The 16278-nt window shown below is 66.2% G+C and carries 11 protein-coding genes; 9 read left to right on the top strand and 2 right to left on the bottom strand.

The annotated features are described in order from the left end of the window. Window positions 1-219: 219 nt before the first annotated feature. The 6 genes from DMH01_RS14475 to DMH01_RS14450 are packed head-to-tail and all read left to right on the top strand — an operon-like array spanning window position 220 to window position 7226. On the top strand, window positions 220-1248 hold the full coding sequence (locus tag DMH01_RS14475; protein WP_125677030.1) for a BMP family ABC transporter substrate-binding protein: 1029 nt from the start codon (window positions 220-222) through the stop codon (window positions 1246-1248). Further along, the gene (locus tag DMH01_RS14470; RefSeq protein ID WP_125677028.1) at window positions 1245-2747 is read left to right on the top strand and encodes an ABC transporter ATP-binding protein; all 1503 of its coding nucleotides are present in this window, start codon (window positions 1245-1247) and stop codon (window positions 2745-2747) included. Before DMH01_RS14475 ends, DMH01_RS14470 begins: the two co-directional genes overlap by 4 nt. Then, complete coding sequence (locus DMH01_RS14465; RefSeq protein ID WP_125677026.1) at window positions 2744-3820, top strand: ABC transporter permease; 1077 nt, start codon at window positions 2744-2746, stop codon at window positions 3818-3820. Before DMH01_RS14470 ends, DMH01_RS14465 begins: the two co-directional genes overlap by 4 nt. Continuing rightward, complete coding sequence (locus DMH01_RS14460) at window positions 3813-4733, top strand: ABC transporter permease (RefSeq protein WP_125677024.1); 921 nt, start codon at window positions 3813-3815, stop codon at window positions 4731-4733. The genes DMH01_RS14465 and DMH01_RS14460 overlap by 8 nt, the downstream gene beginning before the upstream one ends. After that, window positions 4730-5863: an acyl-CoA dehydrogenase family protein gene (locus tag DMH01_RS14455; protein ID WP_125677022.1), complete on the top strand. Its 1134-nt coding sequence runs from the start codon at window positions 4730-4732 to the stop codon at window positions 5861-5863. The genes DMH01_RS14460 and DMH01_RS14455 overlap by 4 nt, the downstream gene beginning before the upstream one ends. Beyond that, window positions 5856-7226 carry an NtaA/DmoA family FMN-dependent monooxygenase gene (locus tag DMH01_RS14450; protein WP_125677020.1) on the top strand — a complete coding sequence of 457 codons (1371 nt, stop codon included), beginning with the start codon at window positions 5856-5858 and terminating at the stop codon, window positions 7224-7226. The genes DMH01_RS14455 and DMH01_RS14450 overlap by 8 nt, the downstream gene beginning before the upstream one ends. Here DMH01_RS14450 and DMH01_RS14445 read toward each other — a convergent pair. Both DMH01_RS14445 and DMH01_RS14440 read right to left on the bottom strand, forming a co-directional pair. Beyond that, window positions 7223-9613, bottom strand: coding sequence for an NB-ARC domain-containing protein (locus DMH01_RS14445; RefSeq protein ID WP_125677018.1), 2391 nt, complete (start codon window positions 9611-9613; stop codon window positions 7223-7225). The two genes, DMH01_RS14450 and DMH01_RS14445, sit on opposite strands and share 4 nt — an antisense overlap. After that, entirely contained in the window at window positions 9610-11910 is a 2301-nt protein-coding gene (locus DMH01_RS14440; RefSeq protein ID WP_233621605.1) for a tetratricopeptide repeat protein, read from the bottom strand. Before DMH01_RS14440 ends, DMH01_RS14445 begins: the two co-directional genes overlap by 4 nt. A 564-nt stretch (window positions 11911-12474) precedes the next feature. Between DMH01_RS14440 and DMH01_RS14435 the strand changes: the two genes are divergently transcribed. From DMH01_RS14435 to DMH01_RS14425, 3 genes are all read left to right on the top strand, one after another. Next, a complete protein-coding gene (locus DMH01_RS14435; RefSeq protein WP_125677014.1) occupies window positions 12475-14397 on the top strand; it encodes a protease pro-enzyme activation domain-containing protein in 1923 nt (640 codons plus the stop codon). Window positions 14398-14473: 76 nt separating this feature from the next. Further along, window positions 14474-15379: a L,D-transpeptidase gene (locus DMH01_RS14430; RefSeq protein WP_233621518.1), complete on the top strand. Its 906-nt coding sequence runs from the start codon at window positions 14474-14476 to the stop codon at window positions 15377-15379. 32 nt (window positions 15380-15411) lie between these two features. After that, window positions 15412-16140, top strand: a complete 729-nt coding sequence (locus DMH01_RS14425) for a hypothetical protein (RefSeq protein WP_125677012.1) — start codon at window positions 15412-15414, stop codon at window positions 16138-16140. Window positions 16141-16278: the final 138 nt, after the last annotated feature.

The following is a 16278-nucleotide window of genomic DNA, read 5'->3' as shown; positions in this document are numbered from 1 at the left end:
GTCCGGCGCCACTGTGACGGTATGGGCGGTCTACTTAGTTGATTGTCAGTCTGTTGAAAACCAACGGAGCTGGATAGGGCAAGTCGTTGCCGATCATGCAGGGACAACGTTGACCTGCACAAACGATCCATTCCGCTCGCCGGGAGGTGTTGCCTCTTTCTGTGGGACAGCGTCGAGTCTGGCAGGGTCTGCCCGAGGGATCTTGGGAGGAACACACGGATGAAAGGCACGAAACTGCGTGGGGTCGTCGCCATGCTGGCGGCGGTGGTGGCTGTGCAACTGACGGCCTGCAAAGCAGGTGGCGACAACTCGGCTCCAGTCGGCGCGGTGCCGAAAGTCGCGATCGTCTTGGGCGGAAACGCCAACGACCGCGGATTCAACCAAACCGCCGCAGATGCCGCGCACGAACTTCAGAAACGCGGCGAGATCACTGTCCAGGTCTCGGAGAACGTCACCAACGCCGAAGCAGAGGCCACCCTCAGGCAGTACGCGACCTCGGGCTACGACCTCGTCATCGGCTGGGGATTAGGGTTCTCGGACACGGTCTTCAAAGTCGCGAAACAGATTCCTTCAGCGCGGTATGTCGCCACTGGCGGGATGGACATCCTGGACAAGGCAACCGCCTCTGTCGAGACGTGGACGTACGACGCACTACAACTCGGCTATCTGATGGGATATATCGCCGGTTCGGCGCAGCTGTCCCCGGTCGGCGTCGTCGACGGCGAGCGAGCCCCCTTCCTCGAGGCTCAATGGCACGGCTTCGGCCAAGGGCTCGCAGCCGCCAACCCATCAGCGCAGCAGCTCCCACCGGTCTACACAGGATCGTTCGAAGACGCCGCGCGGGCCAGCCAGGCCACCGCCGCGCAGATCGCAGCCGGGGCGAAGCTGATCGCCACCAACGCCGAGGGGTATAGCACCGGCGTCGCGTCCGCAGCCCAAGCCGCCGGAATCGCGACCATCGGGTTGGCGGCGTCGACCAGCCATGCCGCCGCATCGGTCAATATCGGCCAGGTGAAGACCGACCTGACACCGATCCTGATGGACTGGGCGGCGCGGTTGAAGGCTGGCACGTTCGGCGGTAAAGGCACGACGTCGACCATCGCGAACGCCTCTCTCGTGCCCGCCGACTTGACCAAGGTTGCCGCAGCTCCGGGGATGCCCGCCGATCTGGACAAGCGGATCTCCGATCTAGCGGAGCGCCTGCGAGCGGGCGCGGTAACCATCACGCCCTGGCAGCCGGGCCGATGACCGCGGCGCCCCTGCTGGCGCTGCGCTCGGTCTCCAAACGGTTTCCCGCGGTCCAAGCCCTCGAAAACGTCGACCTGGCCGTGCAGAGCGGACACATTCACGCCGTGCTCGGTCAGAACGGAGCGGGGAAGAGCACCGCAGGAAAGATCTTGGCCGGGCTGGAAGCGCCTGACGACGGGCATGTCGAGGTCGCAGGGTCACCGGTTCGATTCGGCGGACGCATCGACGCGATCGAACACGGAGTCGGAATCATCCCGCAGGCCGACAGCCTTGTCGACGATTTGACCCTCGTGGAGACCTTCGCGCTGAGCCAGCCCCACCGGGTTGTGCGCCGGCAAAAGCTCACGGCGAAGTTGCGATCCGTGGCCTCGCAGGCGGGCGTTCCGATCGACCTGGACACCCCGGCACGGAATCTCAGCCGGGGCGAACGCCAGCTCGGGGAATTGGTGCTGGCGCTGGCGCAGGGCGCTCGCGTCCTGCTGCTGGACGAACCCACCTCCGCGCTCGGACCGCGGGAGGTCGACACGTTGTTCGACCACCTGCGCGCGGTGGCCGATACCGGGGTGGCGATCCTGCTCATCACCCACTACCTCGCCGACGTGCGCCGGGTCGCTGACACCGCGACCGTGCTCGCGCATGGCCGGGTCGTCCACAGCGGCCCCGTCGCCGCCGTCGACGACGAGACCTTGGCTCGCGCCATCATCGGCGATGACCAGGCACCGTCACCTCCTCCGGTACGGACTCGTGAACCCGGTGAGGATGTCCTTGTGCTGTCGGGCGTCTCTGCGACATGCGGCGATCCGGTCCCTGTCCGGGACATCAGCCTCCGGGTACGCGCTGGTGAAGTGGTCTGTGTTGTCGGCGTCGCTGGCAATGGCCAGCGCGCGCTGGCCGAGGTCGCGGCGGGGCGCATTGCCCCCGCGAACGGCACCGTGTCCGGTGGGCGCCAAGTGGCTTACGTGCCCGAACGTCGGCTCGACGCGCTGCTACCGGGGCGCGCGGCGTGGTGGTCGGCGATGGTGACGCGTCTGCGCGAACCCGCGTTTACCCGCCGGGGCGCGCCCGACACGGCCGCTCTCGTACGGGCCGCTGACGCGTTGTTCGATCGACACGACGTTCGCCCTCGAGACCCGAGAGTCGCTGTCACGGCGCTGTCGGGCGGGAACCAGCAAAAGCTCGTCGTCGGCCGCGAACTCGGCAGTGGTCCGGATGTCGCGGTCCTCCACGGACCGACACTCGGCCTGGACCTGCTGGCGGCCCGCGCGATCCATGCCGAGATCAACCGGACAGCCGACGCCGGAGCAGCCGTCCTGGTGATCTCCGCGGATCTGGACGAGGCCCGTCAGCTCGCGGATCGTGTTGTCGTGCTGTCCAAGGGCCGGATCCTCGCCGACGTGCCCATCGGCGAGCTCGACGACACAGTGGTGTGGCGGCTCACGTCCGGGCTTCCCGCCGCCGATGCCGCCTCGAACGCCTCTGCTGAGGAAGATGCGGGGTGAAGGCCTTGCTGCGACGCGACTATCTGATCGGCGCCGCGGTCGCCGTCGCGGGCTTCGTCCTGGTGGTCGTACTCGTCCTTGCCTCCGGCGGTGATCCTGTGGACGCCGTCGTCGGCTGGGTCGACGGCGCGTTCGGGCTGCCGTACAACGTCTCGCAGACTGTGACGTCCGCAATTCCGCTTGTTGTGATCGCGCTCGGCGCTGCGGTGCCACTGCGGGCAGGTGTTGTCGTGGTAGGTGCCGAGGGCCAGATGATCGTCGGCGCCACCACCACTGCCGCCGTTCTGCTGTCCTTGGGGGACTGGGTGCCGTCCTGGGTCGCGCTTCCGCTAGGCGCGGCGGCCGGTGCTGGTGGAGGCGCGGCCTGGTCGCTGCTGCCCGGCGTCGCACTGCTGCGGTGGCGGGTATCGGAGATCCTGACGGCGCTGCTGGCCACGCTCATCTCCGTGCAGCTGCTGGCCTATCTGCTGCGAACCCACCTGCGGGACCCGGCCGGGTCCGCGACCGCGCGCAGCGCAAACCTTCCCGAGGCCGCACTCATTCCGTGGCTTCCCGTGCCTGGCCGGGTGAGCTCCGCGGTGTTCGGCGTCCTGGTTCTGCTCATCGTGGCGATCTGGTGGCATCGTGGCCGCAGCGCCGTCCTGCTTGAGATCTTCGGTGAGCGCCACTGGCTCGCAGAACGCGCAGGGGTCACACCGGTGCGAGCGCTTGTGGGAACGACTGTCGTGTCCGGCGCGGCGGCAGGGCTGGCGGGCTGGTACCAACTGGCCGCCGTCGACGAGCGACTCACCCCCGCGGTGGCCGGTGGTGTCGGTTTCGGGGGCCTGATCGTCGCGGTTCTCGGCGGGTGCCGCCCTATCCCGATCGTCGTCGCCGGTGTCGTCTACGCGGCCATCGGTACCGGTGCGGGCGGTGTACAGGTGCGTACCGGGATCCCCTCCGCAATCGGCATAGTCGCACAAGCCGTCCTGCTCGGCGCGGCGGTACTCGCGATCGCTTTTGCCCGGCGCGCCAAGGCTCGCCGGTCTGCGGCAGGCGACACTGTCACCGCACGTGGCGGCCACGATGGCTGATTTCGTGGTCCTCGTGCTGATCGGCGCCATCAGCTCGGCAACGCCGCTGATCCTGGCGGGCCTCGGCGAGGTGGTCCTAGAGCGTTCCGGCGCCGGAATCGGTCTTGGACTGGAAGGGACGATGGTGTCCGGCGCACTCGCCGGCGTGCTCGGTGCCGCGCTGGCCGGTCCCTGGGTAGGACTCGGCGCGGGCGTCGTCGTTGGTCTCGGTTTCGGCGTCTTGTACGCGGCGGCGCTGGCCTGCGGCGGGGACGGGGTCCTTATCGGGATCACGCTGACCCTGCTCGGCACGGGTCTCAGCACGTACGTTGCCCAGGTCGCCGATCCTGCCGGAAACACCGCCCTGAGCGTGCCGACACTGCCGACTATCTCCCTGCCGGGCTTGGAACAGCTCCCTGTGCTCGGGCCACTGTTCACTGGCACAAGCGTCTCCGCCTACCTCGCGATCGCCGCGACCTTGGCCGTCTGGTGGATGCTGCGAGCTAGCAGGCTCGGTCTACGGCTGCGTGCTGTCGGTGATGATCCTGTCTCCGCGTCCGTCCTCGGGATCTCCGTCCGCAGGCATCGCGCTACTGCGGCCTTGATCGCGGGTGGGTTCGGTGGGCTCGCGGGTGCGGTGCTGTCACTCTCCTCAATCGGCAGTTTCGCCCCGATGATGTCCGCAGGGCGTGGCTTCATCGTGCTCGCAGTCGTCATCCTGGCGCGCCGTCATCCGATCGGGGTCGGCGCCACGGCGCTAATGATCGGCATCTTCGACAGCCTCGCCCTGCTCGCGCAAACCCGATCGCTCGGCCTGCCGGTCGAGGCCTATCAACTGCTGCCATGGATCGCCTCAATCGTTCTGCTCATCGTCGATGGACGGCGTAGAGCCCGACGTGCACACCACCTCCCACCACAGAAGGAGCCGACGTGACGCACCCGTTCGCGCCACCAGATCACGAACAGCACTGGATCGCCGCCGCCGCGGAGCTGGCACACGAATTCGCCAAGAGCGCGGCAGAGCGCGACTCGACCGGTGCGCTGCCGGTAGAGAACCTACGCGCCCTGCACGGCGCCGGCATCGACGCCGCTCTTGTTCCCACCGCATTCGGCGGGCAGGGACTCAGCTATCGCAGCTACGGAACGATCGTTCGTACCCTGAGTGCCGCGTGCCCGTCGACCGCGTGTATTTGGGTCATGCACATCGGTGCGGCGATCGGCCTCATCGAAATGTCCTCTCCGGACATGGCGAAATTTTGGGCTGACGAACTCATCGGCGGCGCACGGTTCGCCAACGCGCTGTCCGAACCGAGCAGCGGGAACCTGTTCTTACAACCCCTCCAGCACGCCGAACCCGCTGACGGCGGATACCGGCTGTCCGGCGCGAAACGCTTCTCCTCGGGCTGTGAGGTCGCCGACCACTTCCTGGTCAACGCGCTCGTCGACGACAGGCCTACTTTCTTCGGCCTAGACACCGATCCCACGATGACCTTCGTTCCGATCTGGGACACCATGGGCCTGCGCGCCAGCCGATCCCAACTCATCGAATTCGCCGGCACCCTCCTCCCCGAAGATCGGCGCTGCCCGCCGTCGACCGGGCCGCGGCCCAACCATATCGGCGCCGGTCTCCCGTTTCTGTCTCTCGGCATCGCGGACGCGGCGCTCACCACGCTCACCATCCACGCGCGAACCCGAACGATCCCAACTACCGGTGATCCGCTGGCGGGCATGCAGTGGGTGCGTTTTGCCGTGGGAGACGTCGCCTCCCGGCTGGAAGCAGCCGCGATGTATGCCCAGCACATGACCTGGCTCGCCGACCAGATCGATCCCGGCTTCCTGCCCGCCACGATGCACGCCAAGCTGCTGGCCAACTCCATCGCCCGGGATGTCGCCGACCTGGGTGTCCGCGTCGGCGGCGGCTCCGGCTACATCCGCGGAGACACCGAGCGGGCCTTCCGCGACGCGCAAGCCGGATGGCTCATGGCCTATTCCGGCGAAATCTGCCAGGACACCATCGGCGCCAGCATTCTCTCCCCCACCCCGCAGGACGGACACCATGGCTAACCGCCCGTACGTGACGTTCAACGCCTTCACCATGGTCGCGCCATCCCATCATGCGCCCGGACTCGCGTTCGAGCCCGACAGCCGACAACTGGACTATCACCTTCCTCAGCCCTGGATCGACCTTGCCATGCTGCTGGAACAGGGATTCTTCGACACAGTGTTCTTCGCCGATGTTTTGGCGCCATATGAGGTTTTCCGCGGAAACCGGGACGCGACCGTCGCCGAGGGGATGCAGTTCCCCACCGGGGACCCCTCGGTCCTGATCCCGCTGCTGGCCTACCACACCCAGCACCTCGGGTTCGTCTTCACGTCCAACGTCCTCCAGGCCCATCCTTATGAGTTCGCGCGACGCATGTCCACACTGGACCACCTCACCGGCGGCCGAATCGGCTGGAATATCGTCACGTCGTTTCTCCCCGGCGCGGGGAGAAACCTCGGATTCGGCGGGTTGCCCGAGCACGCCGAGCGTTATCGTCGGGCCGAGGAATACACCGCAGCGGTATACAAATTGTGGGAGCACAGCTGGGAAGACGGCGCTGCCGTCCGCGACACGACTACTCGCACCTTCGCCGATCCAGCAAGAGTCCACGCCGTCAAACACCGCGGCGAGTTTTACGAGCTCGATGGTCCCCACCTGTGCGAACCGTCCCCGCAACGGACCCCGCTGTTGTTCCAGGCCGGGATGTCGCCCACCGGAAGGGCCTTCGCGGGTCGACACGCCGAGGCATTGTTCATCAGCGCTCTTGACCCAGATGCCGCCGCGCCCATCGTGGCCGATGTACGGCAAGCATCCATCGACGCGGGACGCGAAGCGAGCAACGTCAAGATTTTCGTTCCACAGTCCTATTTGATCGCCAGCAGCGAACAGGAGGCCCGCCGTCGAGACGCAGAACTTCTCGAACGACAGACCGTCGAGGGGAACGCCGCGAGGATGAGTGTGTTTCTCTATCACGACTGGGGATCCGAGGACCTTGCCGCGAAAGTCGCAGACCTCCGGCATCGCGACGTGTCCGCTCCCGTCCGGAAGTTGCTCGATTGGTCCAGTCGCGACGACTGGACACTCGGCGAGCTCCTTCTCCGCTGGGGAAACCGACGGATCGTCGGCACACCCGAGCAGATCGCCGACAACATCGAACGTTGGCACAACGCCGGCGTCGACGGCATCAACCTCGAATACGTCACCTCACCAGGATCGTTCGAGGAGTTCATCGAGCACGTCGTCCCGATCTTGCAGCGTCGCGGGCTCATGCAACGCGAATACGCTCCCGGCACACTGCGCGACAAGTTCTTCGGCAACGGCCCGCGCCTGCCCAAAGAGCACCCAGCGCGCCGACTCGGCGCCGGACATTGGCGACCCGGCTAGCGGTTCTCGAGGCCGGCAAGGTAGTCGGCGAAGCGACCCGCCATCCCGTCGTCATGCCCTCGCAGCAACGGCAAGGCCTCACGCAAACACCGCGCCGCCGCCTGGCTATCGCCGAGCCGATCGAGTACCTCGGCGTTGACACCGAGTGCGTCCGCCCGCCCCCAACGGTCCGCGGTCGCGGCATACGCTTCCTGAGCCCATTCGCACGCATGCAGGGCCTGGCCGAACTGCCCGAACGCCAGATAAGTCCGGGCGAGCGGCAGCAGTGCGACAGCAACACCATGCTGGTCATCGACGGATGCGAACATCGTGACAGCCTTCTCGCCGTGGGTGATCGCCAAGTCGGGCGTCGCGAGGTCGCGGTACACGCTGCCGAGTGCGATGTGCCCCATCGCCTCGCCGATTCGCGTTCCGGCCGCAATGGCCACGTCGAGAGCGCGTCGCGTGAGCACGAAGGCTTCCGTCAGGTCCCCTGCAGTATGGGCTGCCTTGCCCAAACCCAGCAGGGCGAAACCGAGTGTGCGGCTCGGTCCGCGCGCGCCGGCGGTGCGTGCCGCGCGCTCATCGAATTCGCGGGCCTCGTCGAGGCGTCCGCCTCGCCGGTATCCCTCCGCCAATTTCTCTTGGGCCTCGGCAAGCCGGGATGTGTGACCGTCCTTTTCGGCAGCTTCGACAGCAAGTTCCATCAGCATGATCCACAGCTCGGTCGTGCGGCTGTGGACCAGATACTCGAACAAGTCGATCGCCATCCGCCACGTCTCGAAGTAGAGGCCGTGATCGATACCGAGGTGCGCGACGGCCGGCAGACTGGACAGCTCCGCCGAGCACCAAGCGAACGCGGCGGTGAAACCATCGAAGGCCAGGGGGGTCACCTGGTGTGGTGTCGGAGATAGGTGGACGTGGTGGTCACGCATCGGCGTCAATGCCCAGGCTGCCGCGTTCACGGTGTGGTGGAACCAAGTCACCAGCCGAACAATCGCGTCTTGCCGCTCGTCCTCCGGTTGTTGGTCGGCTTGCTCGGCGGCGTAGACGCGAAGGAGGTCGTGGAAGTGGAAGCTGTCGACAGTGATCTGGTGCAGCAGGTGTGCCTGGGCCAGGTCATCGAGAAGACGAAGGCCTTTGGCGATGGTCACGCCCGCGAGCGCTGACGCCGCTTGGGCAGTGACGCGAGGCCGTGGATACAGGCTGAGCAGGCGGAACATCCGTGCAGCGTCGAGCCGAAGTGTCCGGTAGGACCATTCGAACGCGGCTCGCACGCCGCCGGATTCATCGATGTCGAGCAACTGCAGGCGCCGCTCGACGTCGGCCAGGGCAGCGACGTGCTCCCCGATGCTGGTGTCGGGGTCGGCGGCGATGCGCTCCGCGGCAACCAGGATTGCCAGAGGCAGTGATGCACACAGGTCCACAAGTTGTGCCACGGCATCGGGCTCAGCCTCGACGCGTTCGTCTGCGATGATGTCAGCCGCGAGCGCGCATGCTTCGTTGTCTGTAAGGGTGTCGAGCCGGACGGTGCGGGCGTTGTGGTCGATGACCAACCCGGAGAGTTCCTGTCGACTGGTGACCACGACAGTCGTGCCCGCCAGGCTGGTCAGCAGCGGCTCGATCTGCTGAGAGTCGCGCGCGTTGTCCAACAGCACCAGAACCTGTTGTTTACGGCGACAAAGGTGCTCGCGCAGTAGCGTTTCTCGCTGATGCTCAGATGCTGGTACATGATCTCGCTCGACGCTGAGGCCGCGGAGCAAGTCTGCGAGGATTTCCGTGTGGGTCGCTGGGCTTCCTGATGTGTATCCGCCCAGGGCTGCGTAGAGCACAAGGTCGAACCGGGCATACATGCCATGCGCCCATTGCAACGCGAGGGCACTCTTGCCGATGCCTGGAAGTCCGCCGATGACGATCAGGGTCGGCGCTTCGTGGGCGGGCGGCTGGGAGGTTAATCTGGTCAGCTGCTCCAATTCTGATTGTCGACCGACGAAGTAAGGCGGTTTGACGGGCAGATGACCTGAGGGCTCCGCTCGTGCCGGGCCGGCGAGGATCTCCAGTGTGCCGTGGGCATTGAGGGCTTCGTCGAGAAGTTTGCCCGCGTCGACGCTTGGAGGTTTTCCCTTCTCGATGCGGGAAATCGCGCTCTTGCTGACCGGTTTCCCGGCGAGATCCTCTAGCTCTGGGGTTGTCAGGTTGGCGGTCTCGGGGTGCTTGCGCAGGTCGGCGATGCGGGCGTCGACGAGTTCACGGGTCCGGTCTTCGAGGTCCCTGACCTTGAGGCCGTGGCGGGTACGAAGCTGGTAGAGCCGCTGGCCGTACTGTTGTGCGGCAGACGGGTAGGACGTCGGCATGACGTGACCTGCTTCGTCCGGATTGGCGAGCGGATCCTGGTTGTGGTCGGTCATGTCGAGCCGCTAGCAGCGTCGTGCGTCCTGATTTCTCGACGCAGTTGCTCGGCCTTGACCTCGTCCAGAGGCTCGACCAGTCGCAGCGCTGTGGTCAGCGCCTCGATAGCGTCAGCACGGCGGCCGAAATCCACGAGCACAAGGCCCTTGATCTCGAGTGCGTCGGCTTCGCCCCAAGCGTCGCCGACCGAGTGGAAGCACTCGGCGGCTTCCTCGCTACACGCCAGTGCTTCGTCGAGTTCCCCGAAGGTTCTGCACGTGCGCGCGAGCGGAGCCAGCGCGGACGCGAGCCCGTGGGAATCACCGTCGGCCCGGAACGCTTCCAACGCCATGCGGCCTTGCTGGAGCGCCCGGTCGCGATCACCGGCGTCACGGAGCGCGGTACCCCACTCGATACGTGCGGCGAGCTCGCCGATGCGCGAGCCGCCAGCGACGAACGCGTCCACACCGTGGCCGATCAGGTCGACCGCCGTTGCGATGTCACCACGAACGTGTGCGCTAATACCGAGGTTCATGTAGGACCAGCCCAGGCGCGGATAGACGGGAACGCGGTCTTTGGTCAGTGCGATCGCGCGGCGGCTCAGGTCGTCCGCACGGTCGTAGTCCCGCATGCGTGAGTAGGCTGCCGCGAGTTTGTCCGCGACTTCGGCTAGCCAGAGGTCGTTCTCCGCTTTCTCGGCCGCGGTCAGCGCGATCTGCATGCTGCTCGTCCAGACGTGGAACGGTCGAGCGAAGATGAAGTAGTCGATGAGCACGGTCGGTATTCGCCATGCTTCCCACCACATCTGCTGATCAAGCGCTAACTGCGCGACCGGTGCGATGTTGGGAAGCTCCGCTGTGCACCAGGCGAACGCGGCGCTCGCGTCGTCGAACGTCGCGGGATAGATGCCGGTTGGTGGCGCGTCGAGTGGTTCATGGTGATCGCGCAGTGGTGTCAGGGCGAGGTCAGCGGCGTGGCAGCTGTGGACATACCACCGTATCAGGCATTCCGTCGCATCGCGGCGTTCGTTTTCCCAGCGCGGGTCCTGAATTTCTTCACTGGCGTAGTCGCGGAGGAGGTCATGAAACCGGTAGCCGCCCTGGCGTTGTTGGTGTTGCTGGATCAGGTGTGCGTCCACGAGCCGATCCAGCAGTGGGAGTGTCTCGGGTTCGGTCAACCCGGCCAGCGCGGCGGCCGTGCCAGCGGTGAACCTCGGTCCCGGGTGGATACCGAGGAGTCGGAACAAGCGCGCTTCCTCGGCCTGGGCGGACGCGACGCTCCAGCTGATCGCTGCGCGCACACCGATGCCAGCGTGGTCGCCGTCGAGCATGCGTAACCGGCCGCGATCCGCGAGTGCCTCAGCGTGTTGGGACACACTGGTCCTTGCATCGGCGGAGATCAGATTTCCGGCGATGGAGAGCGCCAGCGGCAGCGACGCGCACAGGTCGACGACACGTGCAACAGCCTCGGGCTCCTGCGCGGCACGTTCAGCCCCAATCAGCGAGCTGAGGAGATCGACACTGTCGGCTTCGGTCATCGGCGGTACGGGCACGTGGACCGTGCGCGCGACCTGGGCCAGTCCCCGAATCCGCCTTCGGCTGGTGATGAGCACCAGGGTCCCCGGCGTCCCGGGAAGTACCGGCTTGACCTGGGCCAGGTCGACCGCGTTGTCGAGCACGATGAGCACACGCGCAGAGCGAGTACTGAGATTGCCGCGAAGTAATTGCAGCCGTTCGGTCTCAGTGACCGGGATACGACCGGCTGAGACACTCAGGCCCTTCAACAGCTCGCCGAGGACGTCGCCAGGCTCAGCCCGTTGACTTTGGTCGCCGGTGAATCCGTAGAGATCGGCCCACAAGATCAGGTCGAACGCCGATTTCTGTGAGTTGGCCCAGTGGACCGCGAGGGAGGTCTTTCCCGCCCCCGCCGGGCCCGCGAGGACCGCCACTGCGGCAGGGGAGTCTGTCGTCATCTGGGCCACGAGGCCGTCGAGCCGTGCGCGTTGGCTCCCCCTGCCGACGAACTCCCTGCCCACGGGGAGTTGCGGATGAAGGTCGGATCGAATCCGGATGACCAGGTTCTGCAGCCTGGATGCAGTGCCGAAAGCAGTATCAAGAGCTCTGGCGACGTCGACCGTGGCAGGCACCAGACCTCGGATCAGCTTGCTGAGGAAACCGACGTCGAGGAAGGCCCGCCGGCTCAGTTCGCGCAATGTCCAGTAGCGCTCGTCGCATAGTGACACCACCTCAGCACGAAACCTCTCGGCCAGCGTCAGATATGGCCGAGCGCCGTTTGCTGGGCTCGCCACCTCTCGCATTTCGGTCACTCGATCGACCCCCTCACTCCCCGATATTGGATCGTGCCACACGGTGACGTGTTGTCCACCGCGTTCCCGACATGGGAACTAGTCCATTCAGGTGTATCCGCACCGGTCGACCTGTCGACTGAGTGGATCTACTCACCTCGGCGCAGGTAGAGCCACCCGGCCATCCGCCATGGAGCCAACATGCGGCGGCCCTGCTCCGCCGACGCCCACCGATCACAGCAATCGTCTTAGAAAGTTGACGCTTTAGCCACTTTGGCCTACCTTGATCTCAGATCGTCCAGTTTTTCGCACTTCCAGCGCTCGCAGATCGAAGGCTTCAATGGACACTCCGGGAGCCACCGCCGACGGCGGGTACCACACGCGGGGACCGCCGCAGGCGTCGCGTCCTGCGCGGTGAACGCCGCACACGGCTCGCTCGCCCATCACGCCGGCCATCCGGCAAATCACGCCCGACTGCCTCTGTAGGACCGTCGGGTTCCGAGGAATTCTTTTCGGGCACATTCGCGCCCGCATCTATTCGATTTACATTCCGTGATTACGCATGAGGGGACTTCCATGCCGAAAAACGCCTGGCTAAGCGCTGCCGTCGCAGGCTTGGCCGCCGCGACGTTAACCACCGTCGCACCGGCCGCGGCCCAACCGGTCGATGCCGACGCCCGTGCCACCGTCGCTGGGACGGTGCCGGCGTGGGCAACACCGCCATCACGCACCGGGGAAGCGAACGATCAGTCCGTCCGTCAGATCCAGGTCGCCCTTTCCCTACGCGACCCTGCCTCCGCGCACACGCTTGCCACACGCCTGGCATCACCGAACAACCCCGAGCGAGGCAACTTCCTCACCTCGCGGCAGTTCCTCGACCGGTTCGCCCCAACCGAAGCCGCGGTGAACTCCGTGCGCGACTGGTTAACCGGGCAGGGGGTATCGGTCCAAGAAGTCAGCAGTAACCGCTTTATGGTCAAAGCCCACGCCCCGACCTCGGTCTTGGAGAAGGCGTTCGGCACACAGCTGGCCACCTACCGAGATAAGGTCGCCGACCGGATCACCACGCTCGTCGCCCCAGAGACACCAATCAGCGTGCCGACGGCACTCAGGACCTCCATCACCGCCGTCCTCGGTCTCGACGACAGCGAAAAGACCATCCTGCCCCAGCACACCACTCCGCATGCGACCGCCCAGGCCCAGACCTGTGCACGCTGGTGGGGCGAGCAGAACAACCGCGACGTACCACAGAAGTATCCGGCCGGAGCCCAGTCGAACTTCCTGTGCGGCTACACCGGACCGTCGGTGCGCGCGATGTACGGCCTGAACCCTGGCCAGTCCGGCGCGGGAACAACGATCGGCATCGTCGGCGCCTACGACTCAACAACGCTGGGCCCCGATATCAACCGGGCAGCGGCAGACACCAAGACACCGGGGCTCGCGGCCGGCCAGTACAGCAAGGTACTTCCCGACGGCGGTTTCACCGACGAGAAGGAATGCGATTCCGGCAGCTGGAACGTCGAGCAGACACTCGATGTGCAAGCCGCGCACACGATCGCACCGGCGGCGGAACTTCGTTACTACGCCGCGAGGTCCTGCATCGGCGGTTTGTACGAGGCCTTCAACAAGGCGGTCGGGGACAACGTCGCCGACGTGATCAGCGCCTCCTGGGGCAATGCGGACGGCGAGCGGCGCATGCCGCCCGCCACACGGGATCTCTTCAACCAGATGGCGTTGCAAGCCTCCATCCAAGGGCAGTCGATCATGGTGTCCAGCGGCGACGCCGGGAACAACAGCGGTGCCGTCGGGACACCCACTGCGAGCTTCCCCGCCACGAGCCCATACGTCACCGCCGTCGGCGGCACCACAGTGGGGCTCGGCCAGGACAACAAGCCCAAAGTCCTCACCGGGTGGGAGAACAGCGGTAGCACGCTGACCGGACAGAAGTGGGTTCCGCAGTCTGATGCGGACGGACCTTTCGCCGGTGGAGCCGGCGGTGGGCCGTCCGCCCTGTACGACGCGCCCGAGTGGCAGCAGGGAATCGTTCCCGCCAGCGTCTCCAACGGGCGGCGAGCAATCCCGGACGTCGCCGCACTCGCAGATTCCTATACCGGACTGCTGATCGGCTACACCGACACCTCGGGCCGCTACGGCCTCAGCGTCTCCGGCGGCACATCGCTGGCCGCGCCGCTGATGGCAGGCCTGGCCGCGAACGCGCAGCAGGCCCGGGGCGGTACACAGCGTGGGGGTCTGCTGAATCCCGCTCTCTACGCCTTGCGCGACGCCCCCTCCGTGCTCGTCGACGTCGTGCCGCAGAAGGCAGGCGTGTGGACACCGGTGATGCACGCCCTGCCCGGCGCCAAGGTCCCCGGCGCGGCAGGCAGCTACCTGGTCGACTTCGACGCCCGGCCGCAGAACCTCGCTAGCGGCCGCGGTTGGGACCCGGTCACAGGTGTAGGTACCCCGGGCCCCGCGTTCGTTTCTTCGCTTGCCCGCTAGCTCCCTTCGCCGTGCCCGTTCGTCGGGGGCGGGCACGGCGAAGACCGCAACCCCAGACAAACCCGGAGAACTCGTCGTGACCGAAGAACCCTTTCCCGAGGACGTACACAGCAAGAAACTGTGGCGAAAGAAGCCGCACTACGCGTCCGACGCAGTCAGCTTCACACGTTTCCTTGCCGGCACCGGCATGGCTCTTCTGGCATGCGCCTTCCTGCCCTTGTTCGTGACCAACCTCGTCGACGAGTCCGGCACGCCACTCAGTACCGGTACCGCGACGACAGCAGGACACCGGCCCGTAGCGCCGCCCGCTGTATCGGATCTGGCGAGCCTGCCCAAGGCCACGACGTTCGACGTCATCAACGAAGCTCCCCCAGATCTCCAACCCAGCCAGGCGCCCACCGGGCATGTCGTTCATCCAAACAGGACGATTCCCGTGTTTTCCGCCCCCGGCAAAGACGCCATCGCCGCATTGCCGCCCACGCAGATCACCTCCGACACCTGGGTGCCCGTCATTGTCGAGGAACCAGGCTGGGTGCAAGTACTCCTGCCAGTTCGACCCAACGGCGCCACCGGATGGTTGTCCACTCAGGACGATTCTCTGGAACACGCAACAAGCCCTTATCTCATCACAGTCGAGCGGAGCTCCTTCCAGCTGTCGCTTCACCATGGAAGCCGCCTGATTGGACGATGGACAGTCGGAGTCGGGAAACCAAACGCGGAGACCCCGCCCGGACGGACGTTCGTGCTGGCCTCCCTGATCGACCCGACACAGCAGTTCAGCCCCGTGATCCTTCCACTTGGCACGCACTCCACCAGCCTCGAAACCTTCGGCGGCGGCCCCGGCACCACCGGAATCCACGGATGGCCCACCCCAAACGTCTTCGGAAAACCATCCAGCGACGGATGCATCCGTGTGCCCGCGGACGCCCTCCGGCTACTGAGCACCGAAGTGCCCCTCGGCACCCCTGTCCTCATCAACTGAAGTTCAGACCACAGCGATAGAAGGCGACCATCATGACCACATCCGCATTCCATAACGCCCACACACGCGTCATGCTCACCGGACTAAGCATCGGCGCTCTCCTCGCCGCCGGAGCGACGTCATGCCTCACCCCGGCGCACGCCGAAACCATCTCTGTCGCGAGCGGCATTTCCGTCAGTGGCACCGAATCCCTCGCGCCACAACCCAGCGTGTCTAGCAGCGGCGCGATCAAAACCGGCGGCGGATCGGTCTCCACCAAGTCCGGCGCCGTCGTCGCTAGCGGAGTCCGCGTCAAGGCCGGCGCAGGGCTCGCCGAAGCGACCGTCGCCAGCGTCCGCGTAGGCGGAACCACAGTCGGACCGTTCTCTGCCACCTGCCGCAACGGCAAGACCACCGTCAGCGGTTCCGGCGGCAGCAAGGGAAATCTCACCGTTCGGCCCGGAGCGTCCGGCCAGGGCAAGGCCACCGCCGCCGTCATCACCGTCTCCGCAGCAGGTTCCGGTAGCACCACGACCGTACCCACGAGCGAACCACGCAAGAACACTGCGCTCACCATCACCGTCGCGGCGGTCTCCTGCGGCACCGGAACGCCTCCTGTCACCAATCCGCCAGGCACCCCAACACCCAGCAAGCCCGGAGAGCCGCCCAAGGCCTCACAGCCAAACCGTCCCGGGGACCGCGCTAACCACCACATCGCCCCCGAGGCCCGGCAGGCGCCCAAACCCCAGCCGAAACCCGGATCCCTTCCGGTCACCGGCTAACTCCAGCCACCTGGCGACGCCGTGACCCGTCCTCGCCTCCACACGAGGACGGGTCACGTGCACCGGCAGACCACCCGCCGAACACCGCACCGCGGCGAAACTCCCCGCGCCGCCCGCACACCCCATACCCACCGCCAT

Origin of the sequence: Amycolatopsis sp. WAC 04182 (assembly GCF_003947465.1) — a bacterium.
GTDB lineage: Bacteria > Actinomycetota > Actinomycetes > Mycobacteriales > Pseudonocardiaceae > Amycolatopsis.
This window is presented reverse-complemented; position numbering and strand designations above follow the sequence as displayed.

Bases quoted from the DNA above. Each gene is read 5' to 3' on its own strand.
- DMH01_RS14475 (WP_125677030.1), top strand. From the start codon at position 220: ATGAAAGGCACGAAACTGCGTGGGGTCGTCGCCATGCTGGCGGCGGTG.
- DMH01_RS14470 (WP_125677028.1), top strand. From the start codon at position 1,245: ATGACCGCGGCGCCCCTGCTGGCGCTGCGCTCGGTCTCCAAACGGTTT.
- DMH01_RS14460 (WP_125677024.1), top strand. From the start codon at position 3,813: ATGGCTGATTTCGTGGTCCTCGTGCTGATCGGCGCCATCAGCTCGGCA.
- DMH01_RS14450 (WP_125677020.1), top strand. From the start codon at position 5,856: ATGGCTAACCGCCCGTACGTGACGTTCAACGCCTTCACCATGGTCGCG.
- DMH01_RS14445 (WP_125677018.1), bottom strand. From the start codon at position 9,613: ATGACCGACCACAACCAGGATCCGCTCGCCAATCCGGACGAAGCAGGT.
- DMH01_RS14440 (WP_233621605.1), bottom strand. From the start codon at position 11,910: ATGCGAGAGGTGGCGAGCCCAGCAAACGGCGCTCGGCCATATCTGACG.
- DMH01_RS14435 (WP_125677014.1), top strand. From the start codon at position 12,475: ATGCCGAAAAACGCCTGGCTAAGCGCTGCCGTCGCAGGCTTGGCCGCC.
- DMH01_RS14425 (WP_125677012.1), top strand. From the start codon at position 15,412: ATGACCACATCCGCATTCCATAACGCCCACACACGCGTCATGCTCACC.